The organism is Lactobacillus sp. RTP31084st1_F9_RTP31084_210423 (genome assembly GCF_040919545.1).
Classification (GTDB): domain Bacteria; phylum Bacillota; class Bacilli; order Lactobacillales; family Lactobacillaceae; genus Lactobacillus; species Lactobacillus paragasseri.
In genome coordinates, this window is the sequence record NZ_JBCOVH010000001.1 from 577834 (window position 1) to 602127 (window position 24294).

18 protein-coding genes are annotated in these 24294 nt (G+C 33.4%); 6 read left to right on the plus strand and 12 right to left on the minus strand.

Annotated elements, in window-relative coordinates; translation table 11 throughout:
- Positions 1 to 10: 10 nt before the first annotated feature.
- The 4 genes from AB5359_RS02900 to AB5359_RS02915 are packed head-to-tail and all read right to left on the minus strand — an operon-like array spanning position 11 to position 10427.
- Positions 11 to 505, minus strand: a complete 495-nt coding sequence (locus tag AB5359_RS02900) for a PepSY domain-containing protein (protein ID WP_048686976.1) — start codon at positions 503 to 505, stop codon at positions 11 to 13.
- On the minus strand, positions 498 to 3311 hold the full coding sequence (locus AB5359_RS02905) for a helicase C-terminal domain-containing protein (RefSeq protein WP_048686974.1): 2814 nt from the start codon (positions 3309 to 3311) through the stop codon (positions 498 to 500). Before AB5359_RS02905 ends, AB5359_RS02900 begins: the two co-directional genes overlap by 8 nt.
- Before the next feature lie 24 nt (positions 3312 to 3335).
- Positions 3336 to 6950, minus strand: coding sequence for a helicase-exonuclease AddAB subunit AddA (addA, locus tag AB5359_RS02910; RefSeq protein ID WP_048686972.1), 3615 nt, complete (start codon positions 6948 to 6950; stop codon positions 3336 to 3338).
- Positions 6951 to 10427 (minus strand): PD-(D/E)XK nuclease family protein, encoded by a 3477-nt coding sequence (locus AB5359_RS02915; RefSeq protein ID WP_048686970.1) that lies wholly within the window; start codon positions 10425 to 10427, stop codon positions 6951 to 6953.
- Between the two features lie 86 nt (positions 10428 to 10513).
- Here AB5359_RS02915 and mvk point away from each other — a divergent pair, with 86 nt between their 5' ends.
- From mvk to fni, 4 genes are read left to right on the plus strand one after another with little or no spacing between them, the layout of a single operon-like run.
- Positions 10514 to 11431, plus strand: coding sequence for a mevalonate kinase (gene mvk / locus AB5359_RS02920; protein ID WP_048686968.1), 918 nt, complete (start codon positions 10514 to 10516; stop codon positions 11429 to 11431).
- Positions 11431 to 12396, plus strand: a complete 966-nt coding sequence (mvaD, locus tag AB5359_RS02925) for a diphosphomevalonate decarboxylase (protein WP_048686966.1) — start codon at positions 11431 to 11433, stop codon at positions 12394 to 12396. Before mvk ends, mvaD begins: the two co-directional genes overlap by 1 nt.
- 34 nt (positions 12397 to 12430) lie before the next feature.
- Positions 12431 to 13504: a phosphomevalonate kinase gene (locus AB5359_RS02930; protein ID WP_020807382.1), complete on the plus strand. Its 1074-nt coding sequence runs from the start codon at positions 12431 to 12433 to the stop codon at positions 13502 to 13504.
- Positions 13505 to 13528: 24 nt separating this feature from the next.
- Positions 13529 to 14554, plus strand: coding sequence for a type 2 isopentenyl-diphosphate Delta-isomerase (gene fni / locus AB5359_RS02935; protein ID WP_048686963.1), 1026 nt, complete (start codon positions 13529 to 13531; stop codon positions 14552 to 14554).
- An 86-nt stretch (positions 14555 to 14640) separates the two neighbouring features.
- On the opposite strand, the gene AB5359_RS02940 is transcribed toward fni, so the two are convergent.
- Together AB5359_RS02940 and AB5359_RS02945 are read right to left on the minus strand one after the other, a co-directional pair.
- Entirely contained in the window at positions 14641 to 16224 is a 1584-nt protein-coding gene (locus AB5359_RS02940; RefSeq protein WP_048686961.1) for an ABC transporter ATP-binding protein, read from the minus strand.
- The gene (locus AB5359_RS02945; protein ID WP_368280203.1) at positions 16224 to 17804 is read right to left on the minus strand and encodes an ATP-binding cassette domain-containing protein; all 1581 of its coding nucleotides are present in this window, start codon (positions 17802 to 17804) and stop codon (positions 16224 to 16226) included. Before AB5359_RS02945 ends, AB5359_RS02940 begins: the two co-directional genes overlap by 1 nt.
- 346 nt (positions 17805 to 18150) lie before the next feature.
- Here AB5359_RS02945 and AB5359_RS02950 point away from each other — a divergent pair, with 346 nt between their 5' ends.
- Together AB5359_RS02950 and AB5359_RS02955 are read left to right on the plus strand one after the other, a co-directional pair.
- Positions 18151 to 19374: an MFS transporter gene (locus tag AB5359_RS02950; protein WP_077410370.1), complete on the plus strand. Its 1224-nt coding sequence runs from the start codon at positions 18151 to 18153 to the stop codon at positions 19372 to 19374.
- Between the two features lie 119 nt (positions 19375 to 19493).
- The gene (locus tag AB5359_RS02955) at positions 19494 to 20303 is read left to right on the plus strand and encodes an aminoglycoside N(3)-acetyltransferase (RefSeq protein ID WP_048686956.1); all 810 of its coding nucleotides are present in this window, start codon (positions 19494 to 19496) and stop codon (positions 20301 to 20303) included.
- A gap of 43 nt (positions 20304 to 20346) precedes the next feature.
- Here the strand turns inward: AB5359_RS02955 and AB5359_RS02960 are convergent, their stop codons facing one another.
- The 6 genes from AB5359_RS02960 to AB5359_RS02985 form a co-directional block, all read right to left on the minus strand.
- Entirely contained in the window at positions 20347 to 20742 is a 396-nt protein-coding gene (locus AB5359_RS02960; protein WP_048686955.1) for a type II TA system antitoxin MqsA family protein, read from the minus strand.
- 120 nt (positions 20743 to 20862) lie between these two features.
- Positions 20863 to 21753: a ribose/proton symporter RbsU gene (locus AB5359_RS02965; RefSeq protein WP_048686953.1), complete on the minus strand. Its 891-nt coding sequence runs from the start codon at positions 21751 to 21753 to the stop codon at positions 20863 to 20865.
- 26 nt (positions 21754 to 21779) lie between these two features.
- The gene (gene rbsD / locus AB5359_RS02970) at positions 21780 to 22175 is read right to left on the minus strand and encodes a D-ribose pyranase (protein ID WP_048686951.1); all 396 of its coding nucleotides are present in this window, start codon (positions 22173 to 22175) and stop codon (positions 21780 to 21782) included.
- A 110-nt stretch (positions 22176 to 22285) separates the two neighbouring features.
- Positions 22286 to 22735: an ASCH domain-containing protein gene (locus AB5359_RS02975; protein ID WP_048686949.1), complete on the minus strand. Its 450-nt coding sequence runs from the start codon at positions 22733 to 22735 to the stop codon at positions 22286 to 22288.
- Between the two features lie 2 nt (positions 22736 to 22737).
- The gene (locus AB5359_RS02980; protein ID WP_048686947.1) at positions 22738 to 23502 is read right to left on the minus strand and encodes a nucleoside phosphorylase; all 765 of its coding nucleotides are present in this window, start codon (positions 23500 to 23502) and stop codon (positions 22738 to 22740) included.
- A gap of 28 nt (positions 23503 to 23530) precedes the next feature.
- A complete protein-coding gene (locus AB5359_RS02985) occupies positions 23531 to 24292 on the minus strand; it encodes a nucleoside phosphorylase (RefSeq protein ID WP_048686946.1) in 762 nt (253 codons plus the stop codon).
- Between the last annotated feature and the right edge of the window lie 2 nt (positions 24293 to 24294).

Consider the following 24294-nt stretch of genomic DNA (forward strand, 5'->3'; position numbering starts at 1 on the left):
TTTAACAAATTTACAAATTGTCCGCATAGGCTAATTCTTTTCCGTTTTTAAAGTTGTAAAGAACATAGCCATAATTGCCGTTTTTCTTGTTATAAGTCACTTCCCAGACTGGCATTCCTTTGTACCAACCTAATTGGCATTTAAGATTATCATGTCCAGGATGAGCCTCATTAAAAATCTTTAATATTTGCTCTTCGCTTTTTCCTTTATTTGCTTGATAAAGATAAGCTTTTTTGCTTTTTGGCAAATAGATGAAGTAATACTTCTTTCCCTTCTTACTAGTCCCAGCTAAACTATTACTTTCTACACTTCGGCTCAGATGATAATTTTTGGTGATCGTAGTAATTGGTGTTTTTTCAAGTGCAATTTCATTAGTTTGTTTAACTTGATCACTTGCCCGTTTAGTTGCAAAGTAAAACACAAAACATAAACATAAATATATTACTGCAATAACTCCGACCACAATTCCAGTAATTTTAAGCCCTTTTTTTACATATTTATTCATTCTGCTTACTATTCCTTAAAACATTTAGTAGTTGTTGTTTGCTGACTTTTTTGGCACTTACAGGAAGGCCAGCTAAAAATTGCTCACCATAAGATTTATTCCAAACACGTTGGTCTAAAATTACAAAGATGCCATGATCACGCTCATTCCTAATCAAGCGACCACATCCCTGTCTAAACCGCAAAATAGCCCTTGGCAAAGTGTCAACTTCAAAAATTTTGTTAGCACCAACCTGCTTTTTTAAACATTCTGTTCGCAGTTTTACTTCTGGTTGATCAGGCGATTCAAATGGTAAGCGCGTAACAATTGCCAAGTCTACCCCATTATGCTTGAAGTCAATTCCTTCCCAGAAACTATTTGCTCCAAGTAAAACAGCTTTTTCAGCAATTCCAAAACGCTTAGCAATCTTTTCATTTGAACCAGTTAATCCCTGAGCTAAAATTTCATAATCTTTTAAATTATTATTTTCACTTAACTTACTAAAGACATCACGAATAACATCTAAATTTGTAAACAAAACCAAAATATGATTGTAATTTTTAATTTGTGTAAGCAAATTACTGATAAACTCTTCATATTCAGGATTATTTGGATCTTCAGGCGCATCATTATCAGAGAGTGCATAGATTTTTAAATGTTTTTCAACCTTAAAAGATGGCTTGGCACGATAAGTTAGTGTTTTTTCAGGATCTAAATATAGGTTCTTAATTGTATATGAAAAATCATCTTGTTGCGCTAAAGTAGCTGAAATAAACAACTTTTTGTCAAAATATTGATATAATTGTTGCACTTCTTCTTCAGGATCAAGCATTAACCAAGTCAAATTGGTTGATAAGGGATCTTCCTCGTTACTAATTTCCAAAACAAATCCTTCATGATCTAATTTTTGTGGTTCGCTTAGCTGATCTAATAAAAGGTAATTCTGTTCTGAATAATAGTCAAGATGGTCTATCTCTTCTTGTAAGTCTCTTATTAAAACATCATCACTTGTCAAAAGATTCTTTTGCTGATGATATAACAAAAATAATAATTGATTTGTTTCTTGACGAACAATTTCAATATTATCCTGCATTTGACTTAGCAAACGTTTAAACTGAGGAACACTTCTAAATAAATCCTGTCCTTGAAAGCCTAAACTAACCGCATTTTGTATTCTGTCTTCCCGACTGGTAGCAAAATTTCGATTATCATAAAGTGCTTGCTGAACTTTGTTTATCGAGTGGATTAAATCGTTGGTATTTTTTTCAAGTTTATCCAAAATTATCTTAAACTCGATATTATTGCCAAATCTAACTTTTGCACTATCTTCTGCATAAAAAAGCAAGTTGCGCAAACGGCTGCACATGCCCCAAAAGCTTTCAAACTGGAGTGAATCATTTCTTGAACTTGCAACATTTTCAACAAAACGATGAGCCTCATCTACAACTAAAAATGAGTTTTGTCCCCAAATTGAATCCATATAATGGTTTGCCAAATAGGCATGATTCGTAATTAAAATATCAGCTTGCTCTTGTCTGCTCCGAGCCAGATTCCAAAAATCATATTCTGCAAATGCAGTTCCAATTCTTGCATCCCCGGGATGTTCAATTGCAGCAAATAATGGTGCTTGATAATTAGTTAACTGTAGTTCATCTAAATCACCAGTTTCAGTTTCAGTAAGCCAAATCAAAATTCCCATTTGTAAAATTAGAGTTTGCTGAATTGGATTATCAGTTTGATATAGTGAATTATAGAAACCGTCTAAATCTAAATAGTGACTGCTTGATTTAACAATTTGAGCGTCTAAATCTAAGTGAGTTACCCTTAAAAGTTGCGGTATCTCTTGTTTTAGGATCTGTTCTTGCAAGACCTTCGTAGGCGTTGCTACAACTAATTTTCTCCCTGAATAAAGTTCATATGCATACGCCATTAAATAGCTAAAAGTTTTTCCACTTCCATTTGGTGCCTCAACCACTAACGAGTTATCTGTATCACTATAGACAAATTCATGCAGTCGATTAATTAAACTTACTTGACCACGTCTAAATCGCAAATTTTTCTTAAATAACTTCTTCTTCTCATCATCACTTTGAGGGAACTCGCCTTTACTTGCAGTTCCAATTTGCCGCGTAGATCCAATTTGATTCTTAAGAATTAAATGCTTTACTTGAATCAAATCTTTATCTAGTGGTCTCTTTGTTTGACGAGCAACTTGACCTATTTCATAAAAAATATAATCAGTATCTCGTAATAAGCCTTTAGATAAAGAAGTTAAAGTATTTAACGTCGCCTGAGGAAGATTTTCAAGTTTTTTAATAACCTTTAGCAATAACTTAGCTGTTACTAAAGCATCTGAATCAGCTCGGTGGGGATTTAAATGCTTAATTTTTAAACGAGCAGTTAAGTCGCGTAATTTATAGGATGGAAAAGTTGGAAAAGCAATTTGAGCTAATTCAACTGTGTCAATTGCCTTTCCTGTTAATGGCTCTAAGCCAGCATTTACTAACTCATAGTTCAAAAAAGGGAGATCAAAATTAACATTATGCGCAACAAAAATTGTATTCTCTAAAATTTTTCGAATTTTGGGAGCATAGTACTTAAAATCGCGTGCTTGAGCAACATCTCTATTACTAATATGAGTTAAATTTTCAACAGCTTGAGGGATTTCACGATGAGGATTGATTAAGAATGAATACGTTTTTACTACCTTACGCTTTTTGATGATTGCACAACCAAATTGAATAATGTGATCGCCTTGATTACGCTGCGTGCCTGTAGTTTCAAGATCGACGACCGCAAAAACATCATCTGTAAAGGCTTTTTTCATAATAATCTCCCTTCTATTCTGTTTCTAGTCTACTGGGACCACTTTCCTTGCGTCAAGCAAAATCAAATATTTTCCAATAACCTTTTTATCATTATTCATTTCATTTAAGGCTTGTTCGTATAGTCGCAATTGTCCCGTATATTTTTGTTTAATTTTTTCAATTGCTTGCTCTTCATTTGTTTTATCAACAAAGTCAGTTTTGTAATCAAATAAAACTAGGCCATCTTTTGCTTCAAAATATCCATCCACCGTTCCGTGAACTAAAATCTTCGCGGATGGATCAGAAAAGTCACTAAATAATTCACTAGCATTAACGAGACTTGAAAATTGGCTTTCTCTGTGCAATTTATTAGGTTGCTTCCAAAATTCTTTAGCAAAATCACTCATTACAAACCAATTTAAAGCTTCTTTAGACAAATATGGAACTATTAAAGAATTCAGCTTCCCTAATTCAACAAGCTGATCGATTTCTTGGTCTAAATTTTCTAGGTCTTTATTACCTTCATAATTATAATATTGCAAAACTAAGTGCATTGCCGTTCCTATTTCAGCCCCAGTAAATTTTTGCTCTTCTAAAAACGTTGGTGTTTCATCAATTGGCTGCAAATAACGATTACTTGAAGAAATAAGACGAGAGTTTTCAAGTTCTTTATCGATTGGATCATTAAAAGCCTTTTTAATTTCAGATACAGATTGATAAGCTGTAGTCTTAGTAGCATCTTCAAACGGATACTTAAAGTCGTACAATTCTTGGACTACCTTATTTACTTTGGAATTTACTTCTTGACTGTTCTCATTTTGACTTTTAACTTTCTCAGGCTCTAAGTCAAGATCGAATTTTAAATAATAGAGCTTATCTTGTTCTTCTAAGGCAGATGTCATATTTTGAATAGTTTGGTCAAAGTCATGTTTTTGTTCTAGTTCTGGTCCTAAAAAATCAAGCGGTGATTGAGCATTAATCTTTTTAACTAATGGAATTGTGTCTTTCTTTTGATCAAGCTCGCTTAGCCATTTCTTTTGTTTATTTTCAATTTCATTTACGCTTGCCACTAAGATCAATTTTTGCTGTGCTCTAGTTAAGCCAACATATAAAATTCTCGCTTCTTCTTCAAGCATTTGCTGTCTTTTTTGAACATCGGCTAAAGATTTAACCAGAGAATCAATACGATAATTTTTTTCTTTTATTGTTAAACCTAGTTCTTTTTGACTAATTGTAAAGTTCCCGCTTAAGTCTCTAGTTTGATACTGATGCCCTAATCCCATTACAAATACAACGGGAAATTCTAGTCCCTTAGAAGCATGAATGGTCATTAATTTCACTGCATTATCTGCTTTATCGCTTAAAAGAGGTTGAGCTAAATCTTTTTGATTTTTTCTCATTCGTTCAATAAAACTAATGAATTGATACAAACCTTTAAAACCAGCACTTTCATACGAAGCTGCCCGCTCATACAAAGATTCAAGATTAACCCTACGTTGTTGTCCGTTTGGCAGACCAGTAACAATTTCTAAAAGATGTGTTTTTTCGTAAATGCTCCAGATTAACTCAGAAATTCTGTGCGTAGCAGCAAATGAACGGAGTGTTTCAAGTTGCTTTAAAAATTCTCTGCATTTCTTCCCAAGAGCCGAGTTAACTGAAGCAAAGTTAGTAAGTGCAGTATAAAAATTGCCCGCTGGAGTTTTAACGCGAAGTTGTGCAAGTTCTGGTTCTTTGAAGTTAAATAGTGGCGATCTCATTACAGCTACTAGAGGGATATCTTGCTGAGGGTTATCAATCAACCTCAAGTAATTCATAATCATAATCAACTCAAAAGTTTGAAAATAATTTTGCGCATCAGTAACAAATAAAGGTAAATTGGCTTTTGCAAATTCCTGCATTACCTGTAAATTATCGCTTCTAGTTCGTGTAATAATTGCAATATCTGAATACTCAAGTGGTCTTTTAAGCTGCGTTCTTCGATCCCAAACTTGAAAATTTTCTGCTTTTAATTGCTTAATTCTCGCAATTACCATCTGAACTTCGCTAAAATCCATTTCATCGCCATATTGGTCCTCATAAGCTGACTGTGTTTGCTTTTTATCGGTAAAAATGTATTCGCTTGCTGTCGGTAAATCCGCTGGATAATAGCTAGCTCCAAACTGTAATTGACCTTCTTTCTTATAGTCAATGCCACCAAAATTAGTTGTTAAAACTGGATTAAATAGTTCATTAACTGTTTTAGTAACCCTTTTTGTTGATCTAAAGTTATCAGCCAAGATGATTTTTTCACTATCATTATCTTTGCCATAAGTATGATACTTACTCAAAAAGAGGTCTGGTCGTGCTTGCCTAAAGCCATAAATTGACTGCTTGACATCCCCAACCATAAAAAGCGTGTTCTGCCCCTTCTTTTTAATGGCTTTAATGATATTTTCTTGCAGCGCGTTCACATCTTGATATTCATCAATCAAAATCTCGTTAAATTTTTCTTGATAATATTCTTGTGCAATATGTGCGTTTGAAGTATCTGTTGTCAAAATACTAAAGGCAAATTGCTCCATATCGCTATAGTCAATTAAATTTTGCTCACGTTTTAACTGACCAAATTTTTGAATTAGTTTTTTCTCAGCAGCAACAATTGTTTTAACTATTTTTTCTGATTTTTGAAGGACTGCTACTTGCTCTTTTTCTTCAACTACAAAAAAGCTAGCAAAAATTTTCTTAAGTTGATCATTTAAATCTGATTTTAAGTCCTGACTTTCTTGATAGACTTCAATGCTTTCATCCGACCATTTTTTAGATTTTCGTACTGCTTTTTCAAATTTACAATTCATTAAACTAGCACGAATTTCATTATAAGGCTGGTCCTTATTTAAAGATTCAAGAAAGCTATCTAGGCGGTTAGAAAAAATGTCATAATTTTCTTTAACTTTAGCTAAATCAGAGCCATTTATTTCTGGTTCAGCAAGTAGAGCTTCTACTTCTGCTTTTAAATCAGATACTTCTTTAAGTAAAAGCGGCTTTATTTGCTGTTGCCACAAATTAGATTGAATTAAATTGTCACCTACTTCATAGCAGGTTGGCAGCTCATCGAGAAATTTTTCATAATTCGGTTGAGTCGTTACTGTATTATATAGCTGCAATAGCAAGTTGCGAGCTCCTTCTGCATCACGATCTCCTGAAAAATTATCATAAAAATCCTGAAAGTCTTGATTATCTTCTTCAAGATAATCCACCTCTATCTCTCGCAAAGCGCGTTCTTTCAAAAGCTCTCCTTGAGTCTCATCAGTTAAAACACTAAATTGCGGATCAAGGTCAATTACATAGTAAAAACGCCTAATCACATCTAAACAAAAAGAATCAATCGTAGAAATATTGGCTGTATCAATATCTAATAGTTGGTTACGTAAAAATTGGTTATCCGGTTCAACTTCAAGTTGATCACTTATTTTTTGTTTGATTCGTTCTTTCATTTCACGTGCTGCAGCTTTAGTGAAAGTAATAATCAGTAAAGAAGAAACCGGTGTGCCAGATAGAATTTTTTTTAAAACTCGCTCAACTAAAACTGTAGTCTTACCTGAACCAGCAGATGCGGAAACCAAAATGTCTTTTCCAGAATCATTAATTGCCTGATCTTGTTCTTTAGTAAACTTTGTCACCTATTCATCACCATCCAAATCCAGTTTTTCTTTAATTAAGTTCAAAAGCGTCTTTTTATCAATTGCTTTAATTTTATGGTAATTATTTTCTTTTAACATAGCATCAAAGAAGAAAATATCTTTAAAGTCAGAATAAGTTAAGGAACTCTGTTGTCCGTAAGTATATGGATCAAGTTTAATCTTACCTGATAAAATCTCACTACCAGCATTCTTAATTAAGTAGGAATTATATGCCAATAGCAATTCTAATTGATCAGGAGTAAAACTCTGATTTCGTGGCCAACTTATGTCGCCATTTACCTTTCTTTTAACGCTGCTATATATTTCTGAATTAGCTCGATCTTTCTCCATTCCTGGTTCAATCAGGTCCAGAATCTCTTCATCAGCAATTAAAATTCCGTTATACATTAGTTTCTTAGTACTTTCTTTGAGAAGATCCTTAATTTGATAGTTGCTCAGAATCATCTTATCACTACTTAAGCGTTCCAAGCTGCTAGTAATATTTTGATAAAAAGCTCCTAAAACATCTAAGTTTTTACCTTGAGCAAAAAACTTATTATTCTTTTTTAAGACTTCCAAATACGAAATCATTTGCATCGAAATTCCATTAGCAAAGAGACCTAAATCAAACTTTTTAGCAGAAGACTTATAGTCAATTACCTCTCCTAAAACTCGATCATTTACCTTAGCCAGATCAACTCGGTCCATTTTTCCTCGTAGATCAACAATCTTCTTTTTATTATTTTCATCTTTCCAACTATAGGATAGACCTGTTACTTTTTGATTTTTACCGAAACTTAATTCTGAATATTGTGGTCTAAAAGTTGTTTTATTTACATTGCTATGCCAATAATGAGCAACATTAGATGTGGTTTGGTCTAGCTTATGGAACAAATATTTATTGAATGGATCATTTAAAAGTTGACGATATCTGCCTTTTTCTTTTAACTCCTCTCGTACTTCAATTAGTAACTCTGTTAACTTACTATCAGTTAAATCAGCAAAATTTAAGTTTTTCTCTTTAATCTTTTTAACTAAATAGTCAAAAGTTTCATGATAATAATTACCTGCCTGAATTACATCAAGTTCATTTTCAAATCGCTTCTTTAAATGTAGGCCGTAATTTAAGAAATATTCAAAAGAATTCTGATAATAAGTTTCAAGTTGTGAAACTGAAGTCTCTATCCGATCTCCGTAAAGTTCCTGTGCCAATTCTGGTGAGAGATTTTCGGGAATATTCTTAAAGCTGCTTCCTTCAAGGACATTTTGAGCTACTTCGCCTATTTTCTGCTCAGTCATCTCTAAGATAGAATCTACCTTAACGGCTTGCTTGCTCTTTAAGTAAGTTAAATAGCCCAAACTAGCTTCCGGATTAGTCATAAAGGTTAAAAGATCACCAGCAGAATTAGGTAAATCATGCTGTGAAAACTCTTCTGCCTGGGTTAATCTAAGAAATTGTTTATAAAAGATAGATGGTTCTAATCGTTCATTTGCCGTATTAATTACAGGATAGGAAATATAAATCTTATCACTGGCTAAACTTAATGCATTACCAAACTGATAATTCTGATCTAGATTATTAATTTTTTGTTGATCCTCTAAATAGCCACTAGTATTATTCCCATCATTTAGCTGTTCCAAGTTCTCTGAACTAAAGAAACCTGGAATTTTCTCAATCTGCGGTAAATTACTACTTGTTGCCCCAATAATAAATACTTGCTTATAACCTTGTCCTTGAACCATTCCCATTTCAGAGATGTTAACTGCATCAAGAGTAGATGGAATTTGCGAGAAATTAGCCTCACTAAATCCACTAATTAAAAGATCAAAAAATTGTTCTAATGAAAATTCCTTGGCTACCAATAAGTAATCCTTTAGCAAATCGTTTAGGGTTGACCAAACTTGTTCAGGCTGCTGCGCTAACTGTAAGTCTCCAGCATCATTTGCTTCTTTTCGCCAAGCCTCTAGTCTTTTTGCAACTCGATTTTTAATTAAGAAGTTCCAAAAAATTGTCACTCCAGCTTGCGGATCTTTCTCTGCTTCTATTTCTTCAAAAAATTTACTTAGAATACTGATAAAGTATTGACGTAATCGCTCAAGTTCTTCCACCTCTTGCTCTGACTTATCAAGTGCAATTACTTCCGCATCCACAAAGTTTTTTAAAGGCTTGTTCCAAAGACTTCCCTTAATACCATGTGCCAACACAAAGTTTTCAAGTAAATCCACATCGTTTTGATAACGTGCTACGCTCTTATACCACTCGGGAATAAACAGCTGTGTTTTCATTAGCGCAATTACATTATCTGTTTGAAAACCACGCTTAAAAATTTGCTGGAGATTTTCTACTGCAACAACCAAGGGATGATATTTCATCTCCTTTTGCAGGTCATTGAAGAAGGGAATATTATTTTGACGCAAAATTGGCGTTAAGTAAGTTTCATATTCACTTAAATTTGGCGCTAAAACTAAAAAGTCTTGATAGCGATAGTGGTTTAAAGCAACTTGTTGGTAGATTGTCCGTGCGACAAAGTATGCTTCAGCATATCTAGAATCTGCTTTAACTGGTTGCAAAAATTTACTCAAACTTTCATCAAAGCTGCTAGTCTTAGTCCAAACACCATTTAACAGGGAGCTAGGATTAGTCTGACTGAGTGGAAATTCAGTAGTTTGATAATTTAATTGCTGATTTTGCCAAAAATGCTCTAGTTGTCCAATTGTTCTTTGAACTACATAATCATAGTCTCCAGGTTCCGCTTTACTGTCTATCTTGCCGACTTTTGTCTTAAATGCTAAAGTTGTATTTTTAGCTTTTTTTGAAATTAAACGCACTGAAGTTAATTCCTGCAAGGAAAAATGCGAAAAATCAGAAAAATAAAATTCCATGCTGCTCAAATTGTTGCTTTTAGCTAGAAACTCATTAAGCAGGAGCTGCATTTCATCTTTTGTTGCAAATTTTTCAGATAGCCGTTCGATAAAATCATCATAAATAATTCGCAAATCATGGACTTTATAGCTGGTTTCTTCATTTAATTTTTCATTATCAATATTTTCTAGTTCAATATTTCCAGCCCGAACTGATAAAATTGCTTCATACATTTGCTTTAAGGCACCAGACGTAATCTGATTCTTATTTTGAAATAGTTTTAGTTCATTCTGATGATCTTTAACAATTTGCTCAAGTAACATCACACTAGCAGCATCATCTAAAATCTGGGGCAACTTGATTGCTTCATCCTTCAAAAAATACCAGGCTAGTCGTGAAAACGATAAAATGTGCAGTTTATTAACCGCTACTTGTTTTTTATTCGTTAAAACAGAGAGCTTGCTAAGTGCGCGTACTTCTGTGGTAAACTTAATATGGTTTGGCACGATAATAAAAACATCGTGCGTTTTATCTTGGTAATATGACTTAACAGCTTGATCAATAATATCATTTTGCAAGTTGTCTACTTGTCTACCAGTAATTACATTAATCATAAGTCTCAAGTCTCCTTAGCAAATATTTTAGCATATGGAACAAACGAAATAGACTTAATGAAATTTATAATATAGGAACGATAATCGTGAATAAAAAAGTTGAAATTAAAGCACATGGAAAAGTGATTCTAATTGGTGAACATTCTGTTGTGTATGGATATAATGCACTTGCTTTACCAATTCAAGCCCTAAATATCAGCACAACTGTTGAAGAAACTGCTGGTCCTACTTGGATGGATACAAATCACTACCACGGTGCTTTTTTTGATGCACCAGATGAATATGACGGTATTAAATATATTGTTAAAACTATGTTAGCTAAAGTTGCAGATGCACCTAACGTTAAAATTACTTATAGTGGTGAAATTCCAATTGAACGCGGCTTAGGTTCAAGTGCAGTAGTAGCTCTTGGGACAACTAAGGCTTTATCACAATTCTTAAATTTGAATTTAGATCACGATGAAATCATGGAAATTACCAACCATGCGGAAATGATCAACCACGGTAAAGCTTCTGGACTTGATGCCGCTACTGTTAGCTCAGACTATCTAGTCTTCTTTAATAAACAGGATGGTCCGCAGCAACTTTCTCAAAAATTAGGTGCTACCCTCTTGATTATGGATACTGGCGAACTTGGAAATACCAAAGTGGCGGTTCAAGCAGTTAAAAAGCAAATGGATGAAAGTGATCTCAAAAAGAAACAAATTGCCCGTCTTGGGGAGCTTGCTACTGCCACTCAAGAGAATTGGCTAAAACAAAATGCTAAAGAAATTGGTAAGATCTTTAACGAAGCTCAAAGCATTTTAGCCTCATTCGACCTTTCAACTAAAAAAATTGATAATATTTGTAAAATTGCTAACGAAAATGGTGCCTTAGGTACTAAGTTATCTGGCGGTGGCCTTGGCGGAATCGTGATTGCGCTATGTCCTGATCAAGAAACGGCACAAAAAATTGCCAAAAAGGCTCAAGCAAATTTTGATAATTACTGGATTGAGGAAATCTAATGAAAAAAACTGCTCGTGCGCATACTAACATTGCGCTAATCAAATATTGGGGAAAATCTAATCAAGCTTTGAAGACCCCGCTCATGTCTAGTCTATCAATGACCTTAGATGCTTTTTATACCGATACTACTTTTGAACATGATTCTTCACTAACTGAAGATACATTTATTTTAAATGGTCAAAAGCAAACACCTGAAGAAAGTAAACGAGTTTTTAATTATATTCACCTATTACAAGAAAAATTTGGCTTTAATGATCATTTTACAATCAAGTCTACTAACCACGTTCCCACTTCGGCTGGCCTTGCTTCGTCAGCATCTGCCTTTGCGGCTTTAGCAACCAGCTTTGCTGCAAGTTATAGCTTAGATCTTTCAAGAAGAGAACTTTCGAAATTGGCACGTCTTGGATCAGGATCAGCAACAAGATCGATTTATGGCGGTTTTGTCGAATGGCAAAAAGGAATTGATGATGCAAGTTCTTATGCTGTTCCAATTGATGAAAATCCAGATCTTGACCTGTCCCTATTAGCACTTGAAGTTGATACAAAACAAAAGAAAATTTCTTCAACAAAAGGGATGAAATTAGCTCAAACATCTCCTTTCTATCAGCCTTGGCTAGCTAGAAATAAACAAGAAATTGCTGAATTAAAACAAGCAATTAAGGAAAAAGATTTTACTAAGATTGGCAAGCTCAGCGAATTAAGCGCTAATGAAATGCATGCTTGCAACCTAACAGCTAATGAGCCCTTCACATACTTTGAACCAGAGACAATTAAAGCGATTAAATTAGTAGAGAATTTAAGGCAGCAAGGCATTGAATGTTACTATACAATCGATGCTGGTCCAAATGTAAAAATTCTCTGTACCTTAAGAAATAGAAAAGAAATTATTTCAGCTGTTCAGAAATCATTGACTAATGTTAAAATAGTCGTTGCGAGTTTCGGCCCAGGCGTTACTCTGCTTTAGTAATTTGAAAATAAAAAGATTAGAGGAATATTCGTTGATTACAGAACAAGCACCAGGAAAATTGTATATTGCGGGAGAGTATGCAGTTCTTGAGCAAAACTGCCCTGCCATTTTAGTTGCAGTAAATGAATTTGTACGTGTATCTATTGCTAAGAGCACTGGCACTAGTGGTTTAATTCACTCTAAGCAGTATTCTCAAGATTCTATTCACTGGATTCGTAAAGGCAATCAAATGGTAATCGATAATCGTGATAACCCGTTTGAATACATTTTATCTGCGATTAAATTTACAGAACGTTTTTGTTTAGAACAAAAAGTTCCAATGTCTTTATATGACTTACATGTTAATTCTGATCTTGATTCAGCTGATGGTAAGAAGTATGGTCTTGGTTCATCTGCAGCTGTAACAGTTGCAACTGTAAAGGCAATTCTTAATTTTTATGGCTTACATTGTACAAAAGATCTTATCTTTAAACTTTCAGCTATCTCTCACTATAGTGTTCAAGGAAACGGATCAGCTGGTGATATTGCTGCCAGTGTCTATGGTGGATGGCTTGCTTATCAAACTTTTGACAAGGCATGGCTTAAGCAAGAATTAGCTACCAAATCTCTTAGCGATGTTTTAAACGAAGCTTGGCCTGGTCTAAAAATTCAATTATTAACTCCCCCTGAAGGATTAAATTTAGTAATTGGTTGGAGTCAAAAGCCTGCCTCAACTTCACAATTAGTTGATAAGACTAATGCTAAGAAGAAGTTTATTAAGACCCAATATGATACTTTCTTAGAACAATCTAGACAATGCGTTCTTGATATGATTAAGGGCTTTAATGAAAAGAATATTGCTTTAATTCAAAAGCAAATTCGTCTAAATCGTCAATTGCTAAAGGATTTTGCTGCACTTAATCATATTGCTATCGAAATTCCACGTCTGACTAAATTAATTAATATCGCAGAACAATTTAATGGTGCTGCTAAGACTTCTGGCGCAGGAAACGGCGATTGCGGCATTGTGATCGCTGATGAGCAAACTGATATTGAAGAAATGAAAAATATTTGGCGTGAAAATGGAATTATGCCACTGAACTTTTTAGTTCATTCAATAGCTTAATTAATTTAATACTAGGAAAAGATTATGTCACAAAGATCCCAAAGAAAAGAAGAACATCTAGCATTGGCTAAGATGTTTTTTAATAGTAATAAAAATAATGATTTCAAGCATATACATCTAATTCGCCCCGCTCTTCCTGAAAGTGCTGTTAGCAAAGAAAGTATTGCAACAGAAATGTTTGGTCAAAAAATTAGTGCCCCATTTTTTATCAATGCAATGACAGGTGGATCAGATGCTTCATATACTATTAATCGACGCTTAGCTCAAGCAGCTGCTAAAGAAAATATTCCGATGGCGTTAGGTTCTGCTAGCATTCTTGAAAAAGAAACTGATCAAATCAAAAGTTTCGAAATTGCGCGACAAGAAAATCCTGATGGCCTACTTTTCGCTAACGTTAATCCAACTACTAAACCTAAAGTGGCCCAAAAGATTGTGCAGGTATTAAATGCTAACGCCCTTCAAATTCACCTTAATAGTGTTCAAGAAGCTGTGATGCCTGAAGGAGATCGGGATTTTCATTGGCTTGATAATCTAAAAGCAATTCGTCAAGCAGTCGATGTTCCAATCATCATCAAGGAAGTGGGAATGGGAATTGACCCCGAATCTTTACGAACCCTCTTGATCAATGACTTTTCAATTATTGATTTAGGTGGAAGTGGCGGAACAAATTTTGCTCAGATTGAAAATGAAAGACGAAAAAATCAAAAATTAATGTTTTTAGAAGACATTGGTCTTTCAACAGTTAAAACTTTGCTTGCTGCACGAACTATTCCGGTTAATAAAACGATTATCGCAGCCGGTGGGATTACCAATGCTTTAGATATTTTCAAGTCCTTAGTTTTAGGGGCACAATATGTTGGTATTGCAAATTATTTCTTACAGTTTGCTAATCAAGATACCGAATCTTTGATTGTCGCAATTCAAAATCTAAAATATGAGTTACGTCTTCTAACTGCCCTATTTGGATTAAAGAATATTGCTGAAGCAGATGAAGTTAAATATTATCTTGATACCGATTTATATAATTTTACTAGACAAATTTATAACTAGTTACTTTCTTTAATGACTGCATTTTGCAGCCATTTTTTGAAGGCATCGAAAAAGGCTTTTGCATTTTTTACAAAAGCCTTTTTCTTCTAGTCTTTTACTAAGTGAATCTCTCGATCAAATAGATCATGCATTTTTTTATTAAAATTATGAGCAATAAAGATGATAGTTGCCTTACTTTTTAATAGATTATTCAAAATATCCATTGTCGCTTTTTGATCAATTGCACTTGTTCCTTCATCGATCAAAATAATATCACTATCATGAACCTTTGCACGAGCTAAAACAATCTTCTGTCTTTGTCCCCCTGAGATATTCAATTTATCCAAGTTAAGTTTCTTATCTATTCCTTCATCAAACTTCTTTAGATCTGCAGAAAGATTTACTTCTTTCACTGCCTCAGCTACTTTATTATCTAATTTGTCATTAAACATCGTAATATTATCTAAAATCGAAGCGGGAAAAACTACTGGGTCTTGTGGAAGATATCCAATTTTACGTAAGTCTGGCACGATCTGATTGCCATTTTTGTCTTCAAATATTATTTTTCCTGAACTTGGCTTTAATTCTCCAAGAATTAATTTAAATAAAGTTGACTTTCCAGCACCTGAATCGCCTGTTAATAAGATCTTTTCGCCCTCTTTAATTTGAAGATTAGGATAAGTTAAACTTTCTCCATTTGAAAACTTTAAACCTAGTGATTTTGTCTTGATTATCGCAGGAGCAATCGAACTATCTTTACTTGAAGAATGGACAGGTTCTGCAGACTTATCTATTTCCGTAACTAGTTTTTTAATACCTTTCATCTGACCACGGGCATTTGAAATTTGATTAATAGCTTGATTTAAATAAAATCTAAAATTACCTACAATTAGAAGTGCACTAATCTCTAATAAACCATTCTTAACTAAAAAACCTGACAATAAAAAGATAATCAAACCAAAAATTGCAGAGGCAATACCAGTAATAGCATTAAGCAATTTGGTATAAGTAGTTTGCTTAACGTTTGCATCTTCAAGTTTCTTACTTGCTAATTTAGAAACTGAAAACAGCTTTGCCCCAGCGGCAAATTGTCTTAATTGCTCTAAACCTGCAAGCCAATCATTCAGAGTATCTAAATAAACCTGATTGCTATCAGAAATAAGTTGATTTGCTTTTTGTAATGGTGTCTCAATTAGTTTCGGAAGGACTAAAGTAATTGCTACAATTAAGCAAATTGTTAGTAACAAGATCCAATTTAACATAATTAAATATATGATAATTGAAATGATCATGACACTACCATATAGTAAATTAAAAATAGCACCAATATAGTTTTCATTAACCATTTGTAAATCATTAGTTAGTCTATTTTGCATTTCAGGAACTTGATGTTTTTTGCCATCATAAAAGTAGTGCTTAACAATCTTATCTCTAACTGAATTATTTAAGTCTTGTGCTTGATATGTAATCAAATATTGACTGATATATATAAATACATAGCCTAGAGCAGCAACCACTAAACTTATTGCTGAAATAATTATAAAATTACGTAAATTCCGTGACAGAACAATTGTCGTTTCTAGTTGAACTAGTGCTGTATTACCAATTAATGTGATTGGTGTTAAAACAGTAATTATAACAAATAGACAAAATCTAACTGGATTAATTTTTATTAATTCCCTAAAATTCATTACTCGTGTCCTCCCTTCTTTTCTAACTTTATTTCATGATCAAACTTGGCCTTCAATTCTGGTGTAAAGTTGTGAGCAATCATTAAAACTGTTTGATCTGTCTTTAGCAATTCATCAATAATTTTTTCAGTGGCTTTTTGATCAATCGCACTAGTTACTTCATCCATCAAAACAAATGGCTGATGATGAATTTCACTCCTTGCCAAAACCACTTTTTGTCTTTGCCCACCTGATAAGTTTTCATTTTTTAAATCAACAACTGTATTGATACCAGCAGACATTTTAGCTAAATCAGTGCTTAGCTGAACTTTGTTAACTATATTAAGTACTTGTTGTTCAAGCTTTTTAGTAAACATTGTAATATTTTCTTTAATTGAAACTGGAAAAACTACAGGATCTTGAGGCAAATAACCTACTGTAGCATTTTCAAGTGGTTGATTATTTTTATCTAAGTAAGTAACAGTTCCACTTTGCGCCTTCAACTTTCCAAGTAAAACTGCAAATAATGTAGATTTACCTGTTCCTGAATCACCAGTCAGTAACACTTTATCTCCAGCTTTGATTGTAAAATCAGGATAAGAAATAGTTTCACCTTGATCATATGAAATTTTTAGATTTTTTACTGAAACACCATATGCACTTGCTTTAACCGTCCGTTTTTCATTGCGACGTAGTTCAGAAATTTCTTGACGTAATTCTTTTGTTGACTTGATTTGTGTGATTGCACTAGTAATTTCCCAAATAGCTGAGAAAACTGCAAATCCGAATGAGCCAGCAACTGCAAATTCACCAAAAGAAATTGAGCGATTTATAAACAAAATTCCAGCAAAGAAAGCCAAACCTACTTGTGCTAGGGCATTTGCCCAGCCATTGAAGAGATAAGAAATTGTATTATACTTGCAGCTCTTTTTACTTGCCTTAGTATAGTCATCACTCGCTTGATGAAGTTGTTTTCTTAATCTGCCATAAGCGCCGAAACGTCTTAATTCTTGTAAACCGCCAAGCCAATGTTCAATTACATTAAGTAACTTTTCATTCTTAGCATTAACTTCCTTAGTAGCTTGTGCGGTTTTCTTTTCCATAATCTTTGGAAGCAGAAAATTAATTCCCAATAATATTGTACTAACTAGAACCAAAGTCCAGTTCATCTTTAATAGAATTCCGACTGAAATAAATATTTCAAGAATTCCACTTAAAATTGAAACCCAAGGAGTAGCAAAATCAGTTGTTAACATTTTTAAGTTTCCTGTTAACTGATTTTGCATTTCAGAAACCTTTTCATCATTACCGGAATTATAGTAATGCTGCATAATATCTTCTCTAATATGATGTAAATAGCTCTGTGTTTGTTTAGTAAAAGCAATTGTTGCAATTGGTAATAAAATTGCTGCTCCTATTTCCATCCCTGCTTGAATAAAAGTCCAATAAATATACCCATTCAAATTTCCCTTAAGTATATTATTCAATGAATTTTTAAATAGATATTCTCCTAATGCACCTGTAATGGCATAAAGAATGTACAAAGCCATGATTAAGATTGAACGTGGAATATTACTTTTTATTAATTCTTTAAATGTCATTATTTTCCCTCCTCCGCTTTAGTTATTATTAATTTTACTAATACTTTTTTAATTTTCAATCATATTTTTTTAAGTGGTAATATTTTTCAACTAAGCGGTAATTTTAAGCTACTTTGTACTATGTTATACTAACTTTATCTTAAAAAATTGAGGTGAAACTAGGTGTTTATTCTAAATAACTTAGGATTAAGCTTAAAACTGAATTATTTTCTTTCAGTTATTAAGCTATATTTAAGAAATGTCCCCAAATTTGATGAAAGTTTGGGGTTTGTTAACTAAATATAGATAACTTTTCCCTGAACTTTCAAAATACTTTAAAAACACGTATTTAATAAGGAACGGGAAAATGCTAAAAAATTTAACTAATAAAGATAATTCTAATGTTGTTAACTTATTAATTGGAAGAATCGGAACTAATATTGCTGATTCACTGTTTTATATGGCGATACTCTGGTACTTTAAAAGCCACTTTCACTCACCAATATTACTATCGCTAATCTTTATAGCAGATTCAACGCTTGATATGTTTTCATTTACTTTAGGTCCAATAATTGATCGGTTAAATACTAAAAAATTACTTCAAGTAGTAACTATTATTCAAGCCATCCTTAGCTTGTTAATTATTCCATTATTTAACGATCCAAATTTACATCTTTTCGCAATCATATTTTTAATTATTGTTTATATTCTATCTACAATTGGTTCAACATTAATTTATCCAGCTGAAGACAAAATATTGCCAATCATTGTAAAAAAAGAAAATTTAGCTAAGGTAAACGGTATCTTTCAAATGTCATATCAAACTTTGGATTTATTTTTAGATGCCGGGGCAACAATTTTAATTACTTATTTGTCCATCAAAAATACAATTATAATTTCAGGTTTAATTTTCGCTTTTGCGCTCTTATTCTATGCTCGACTTAACTTTAATGTTCAATCAATTTCTTCAGATAAAGAAAATAGTACTTACTTAAAAGCTCTAATTAACGGATGGCAGGCTTTACAAAAAGAAAAGGATATTTTGATCCTAATCCTTCCCTTTGCTATAACCAACTTGTTCTATGGAATTTCTTCAATCGGGTTACCTTACTTTGCAACTCAATATTTAAACAGGAGTGCAATGAGTTATGGTGGTTTGGAGCTTGCTTCTTCAGTCGGTGGACTACTTGGTAGTATCGCAGTGCAACATTTCTATGTTAAAGACAACAAGTTAAGATTATTAATTGTTATTTGTTTAATTCTTTCAGGTATTTCAATTATTTTAGAGACAATTATTGCCCCAATTTTTCCTATCTTAATTTTATTATTCGCTCTGTTTAGTACCTTTTGGATCAGTATGATGAATATTAACTTTCGTGTACTCGTCCAGGAAAGTTTTCGCCCTAATCTGCTTGGACGAATTAACACAATTAATAGCAGTATTGTTAATTGCATGATTCCAATTGGATCATTTTTAGGAGGAATTATTGTTAAAAATCTTGGCGTTCTTCCCGCAATTATGCTTGAAGGAATAGCTCAAGTAATAACAGCATTCTTTTATTTAATTATCTTTATAGAAATTAAACACTAAAACCGAGGAATTATAAATGAGTAACAAGAAAAACAAAATCAATAATGCAGAAATTAAAACAAGAGTAGTATTCTATCGTCCTAGTCAATAATTAATTAAATTTAAGAAAAGAGAACATTATGACTCAAGATATAATTACTACGATTACTACAAAAGATAATTTTAAAAATGCCTTCATTAATGCTCAGATCAAGGCTACTGATAAGGTTATGGTTCATACAGCTTTAAGTAAGTTTTATTATGTTCCTGGTGGACCTGAAAGTGTGGTTCATGCTTTAGAAGAAACAATAAATCAAGGCACAATTATGATGCCATCAGAAGTCACTACGAATTGTGACCCCGCAAGCTGGGAATATCCTCCTGTTAGACAAGATTTGATTCAAATAGTCCGTGACAATATGCCACCATATAATCCTGATACTTCTCTGAGTGAAGGTTTAGGTATTACACCTGAATATTTTAGAAATTTACCCGATGTAGTACGTAGTTGCCATCCTTATCTACCCATTGCAATTTGGGGTAAAGATAAAGCTAAAATTGCTAGAAAACAACCACTTGATATGCCTTACGGCTTGCATAGTCCCTTAGACTATTTGTATCAAAATGATGGTAAAATTATTTTTCTAGGAACTGATTATGAAACTTGCACAATGTTGCACTACGCTGAATCAACAATTGATAGAAAAACGGAAACCTGTTCAGCAGCAACCGGGATAGATAAAACTGGAAAGACTATCTGGACTGATTACCAAAATATAGATATGGATTCATATGATGATTTTAATGACTTAGGACTAGCCTTTGAAAGAAACTTTCCTAAAGAGTTTAAACAAGTTAAATTAAACAATGGTTTTATTAAGGTCATTAAAGTAAAACCACTAATCGACTTTGCTAGAATATGGTTTAAGAAAAAAGATAAAAACTTATAGCATAGCAAAAAGACAGGAGTTATTTCTCCTGTCTTTTTTCAATTTAAAGTTCTAAATTATCTGAATTTTTCTTTTCTTCAATAAAATCTTTCATTACTTGAGGATTCTTAATTAATACATTAAGCAGTCTATTATTACAAACTGTCGGAATCTCACCTACTTCATATAATGCGATTGTTGAAGGACTCCAACCTAAAACTGAAGCCAATTGTCGTTGAGAGAGTTTCCATTTCTTTCTTAATTTTTTAATGTCTGCTGGACCCACAAAACCATATTTCTGACGATATATTTCCTGTGCTATTTCTACAGCTTGATCATCAAGTTCATTATCATTTATTAGTCGATCAGTATTCTTTTCGAATCGCGCAGGGGCAGTAACAGTAATTTCTTTGCCTTTGATATCGAACGTATTAGTATAGTTTTTAATATATGTATCCATTGTAAAATACCCCTTAATATAAAGCCTTATGAAAAGAATTTATCTTCTGACACTAACCTTTTTAAAATCTTCAATAAATACCTTTAAAATAAAAAGTTGTAGTTCAATATCTATATTCAATTAAACAATTACTGTCATTGTTGCAGCGCCAATAATAATAGCTAATCCAACTAGAGTAACTATCATTTCTTTCTTTGTCTTACTTTCATGTAAGAACCAAATTCCAGTTAATGTTGCCAAAACTACTGAAGTTTGCGACAAAATAAATCCTGTTGCCAAGCCGTTCATATCTGGTTGTGCTGAAATCAAGTATGTCAAAGCAGCAAAAGCAAAAAAGAAGCCAGAAATAATTTGCTTATAAGAAATTCCCTGAGCTAAAGCAATCGTTTGCTTTGGATTCTTAACTTTCAAATAAATTGCATAGAAAATTGCGACTAAGCACATTCCAATAGCTTGTGGTAAGAATGCCTTTGAGCCATCAATTTTTGCAGCTTGTGGGGCAGCTGAATAAGCCCAGTAACCAATTTCACCAATTAATAAAACGATGACTGCTTTTCTCAGCTTGGCACTGTTTTCATCAGTCTTCTTTTCAGTCCAAGTTGTCATCCAAGCTCCCAAAACAATTAAGGCTAAGGCAAGGAAGCCGACTAACTTATCACTTGTATTTGGCCAATCTCCTAGTGCAAACACACCCCATAAAGAAGTTCCTAGCAACTGAAAAGCAGTCGTGATCGGCATCGTACCTGATGAACCAATTAAAGTAAAGGAATGGAAAGTAAGTATTTGCGCACTAGCCCAACCAATTCCTGAAATAATTGACCAAATCAAGGCTGAATCTGTAGGGAGTGCAATTCCTCGCATCAAATTATAAATTACTGCAAAAATAAAAGTTCCAAAAGTTGCTCCAATAATTTGATTTACCGGTTTACCACCAATCTTTGAAGCTATTGTTGGAAATAAGCCCCATCCTATCAATGGTCCTAATCCAACTAAAAGTGCAATTCCTTGCATAGAATAATTCCTCCATTTCTAATTAATTAAAAAGTTACGCCACTTTCTAAAATCACATTAGAATATGGAGTTTTCTCTCCAGTTCTAATAAATGCCTTTGAGGACTTTAAGTCTTTCTTTAATTCTGAATGAGGAATAAATTTAATCTCAACGTTAGGAAGAGTCTTTTTAATTGCTTCTAATTGCTTAGGATTTTCAGTTTTAATTTCTTCAGCAATATACATTTTTTGAACTTCTAATTCTGTGAGAACTTCCTTTAAAACATCAATAAATGATGGCAATCCTGGTCTAACAGATAAATCAATCTTTTCAGTCCCAGCTGGCACAGGAGTTCCTGCATCCCCCACACCTAACCAATCCATATGTCCCATATCTGCAATCACTCTAGAAATATTTGAGTTCATTACTCCCGTCTTTTTCATGTTTAGTTAACTCCTTACTAAAATACGTTCTTAAATTTAGCATATGGAATTAATTTTACCATGTACCTACTATTTCTAGCTATTTTTATACAAGCGCTAATTTTTGTCGCTTATTTTATTTTTTCAAAAACTTCACAGACCATCGGTGCTTGAGAATAAAAAATTTTTCCACGCTCTTTATATTTCCGTGTAAAAAATTCATCATGAACCGTGCGCCAATAAGTATAGCTACAATCACCTTCTCCTTCATGATAAGCATGTTCTTGAGAAATTAAATTATATGGAATGATCTCAACGCATACATCTTTTATTACGCAGACTGGTTTAGCATTACCATCTAAAATAATGCCCCACTCACCTACTTTAGGTAATTTCTCATCTTTACCATACAATTCATAAGCTGACGTAGTAGCTGTCTTAATTTCTTTATCAACCAAAGAAGCTAACTCATTAGCATCTTTTTGATTTGCACCAAAGGCCCATGCTTCAACAGGTGTATTTTCATTTAAATTATGCTTTTTACAAAACTGATGCCAAAATGTTTGTATATTCTCATCCATATCTATTTGATCCTTGTTAAAATTTGGGCACCAATGCTTAAGCCAGTTCTGTGCGATTCACCGCCCCAATCACGCTCATCATAGTTATCCATATCAGCTAATGTATCTGCCGTAAACAAAAGCTGAGCAAAATCAATCTTTCTAAACTGGGCACAAGCAGCTAAAGCTGCACATTCCATTTCTACGGTTGATGCGCCTAACTGACGAAATTGGGCCACCTTTTTAGGCGTTTCTCTAAAGAATCCATCGGTTGTCCAAGTTGTTATCTCATCATAGTCCACATTTAGTTCAGTTAAAGCTTTTTCTACTTCCTTTAAAAATGAAGAATCTAATTCAACAAATTGTCCAGGTTGCATGTAGTGAAAAGACGTTCCTTCATCCCGAATAGCACGTGTGGGAAGAAGCATTGTATTTTCAGGCAAATCTACTAAAGCACCAGCTGTGCCAATAGTTAACACTTTTTCTACACCATAAGCAATTAACCACTCAAGTAATTGAGTAGCTGCTGGTGCTCCCAAGGGTGCTTGACACAAAGTGAAAAATTCATTGTCAATTTGAACTTCATAGATTTTGGGGTTAAAAGAGCATGATTCAAATTCGCCCAAAGTGCGATGAAGATGTTGATACAAAAATGCGTTAATTTCTTTTTCAGGCACAAATGCGTAAAGTAATCTTGGATGAAAATGAAAGGGTTCTTGATCGTGATTTGGTTCAAGAACAGCATGCGGATTTTTGTCAAAGTCTAAAATAAATGGTTCTTCATTCATGTTTTCCACTCCATTTTTAGTTGAAATATTATAAATTCACTAATACCTGAGATCCAATATTCAAGCCAACGCTATATGAATCATGGCCCCAGTTACGTTTATCATAGTTATCCATATCAGCTAAACTATCAGCCGTAAACAAAATTTGCGCAAAACTTATATTTCTAAATTCTGCACAAGCAGCTAAAGCTGAACACTCCATTTCGACAGTTTTTGCACCTAATTCTTTAGCTTGTAAAACTTGCTTGGGTGTTTCTCTAAAAAAGCCATCTGTTGTCCAAGTTGTTCCCTCTTCATATTGAAGACCTAATTTTTTTATTTCATTTTCAACGCTTCGTACAAACTTTTTATTTAATGTAATAATCTTACTTGGTTCTTTGTAATAAAAGGATGTACCCTCTCCGCGAATCGCTCTTTGTGGAACAAATATCGTGTTTTCAGGAAGATTAGCCAGTGCTCCTGCATTTCCAACAGATAAAACTTGTTTAACTCCATAATTGATCAACCAATCTAAAAACTTTGTTGAAGCTGGTGCTCCCACTGGAGCTTGACACAAAGTAATTAATTGATTGTTGACTTCCACTTCATATATCTTAGGTCTAAATGAAACAGTTTTAAATTTACCCAGAGTCTTATGAGAGTGTTTATCTAAAAAAGAGTTAATTTCATCATCTGGGACAAATGCAAAAAGCAATTTTTCATGAAACTTATACTGTAAATTTTCGACTCCGGGCTCTATTACAGCTTGTTTACTTAAATCAATATCTGAAATAAATGTTTCTTCATTCATGT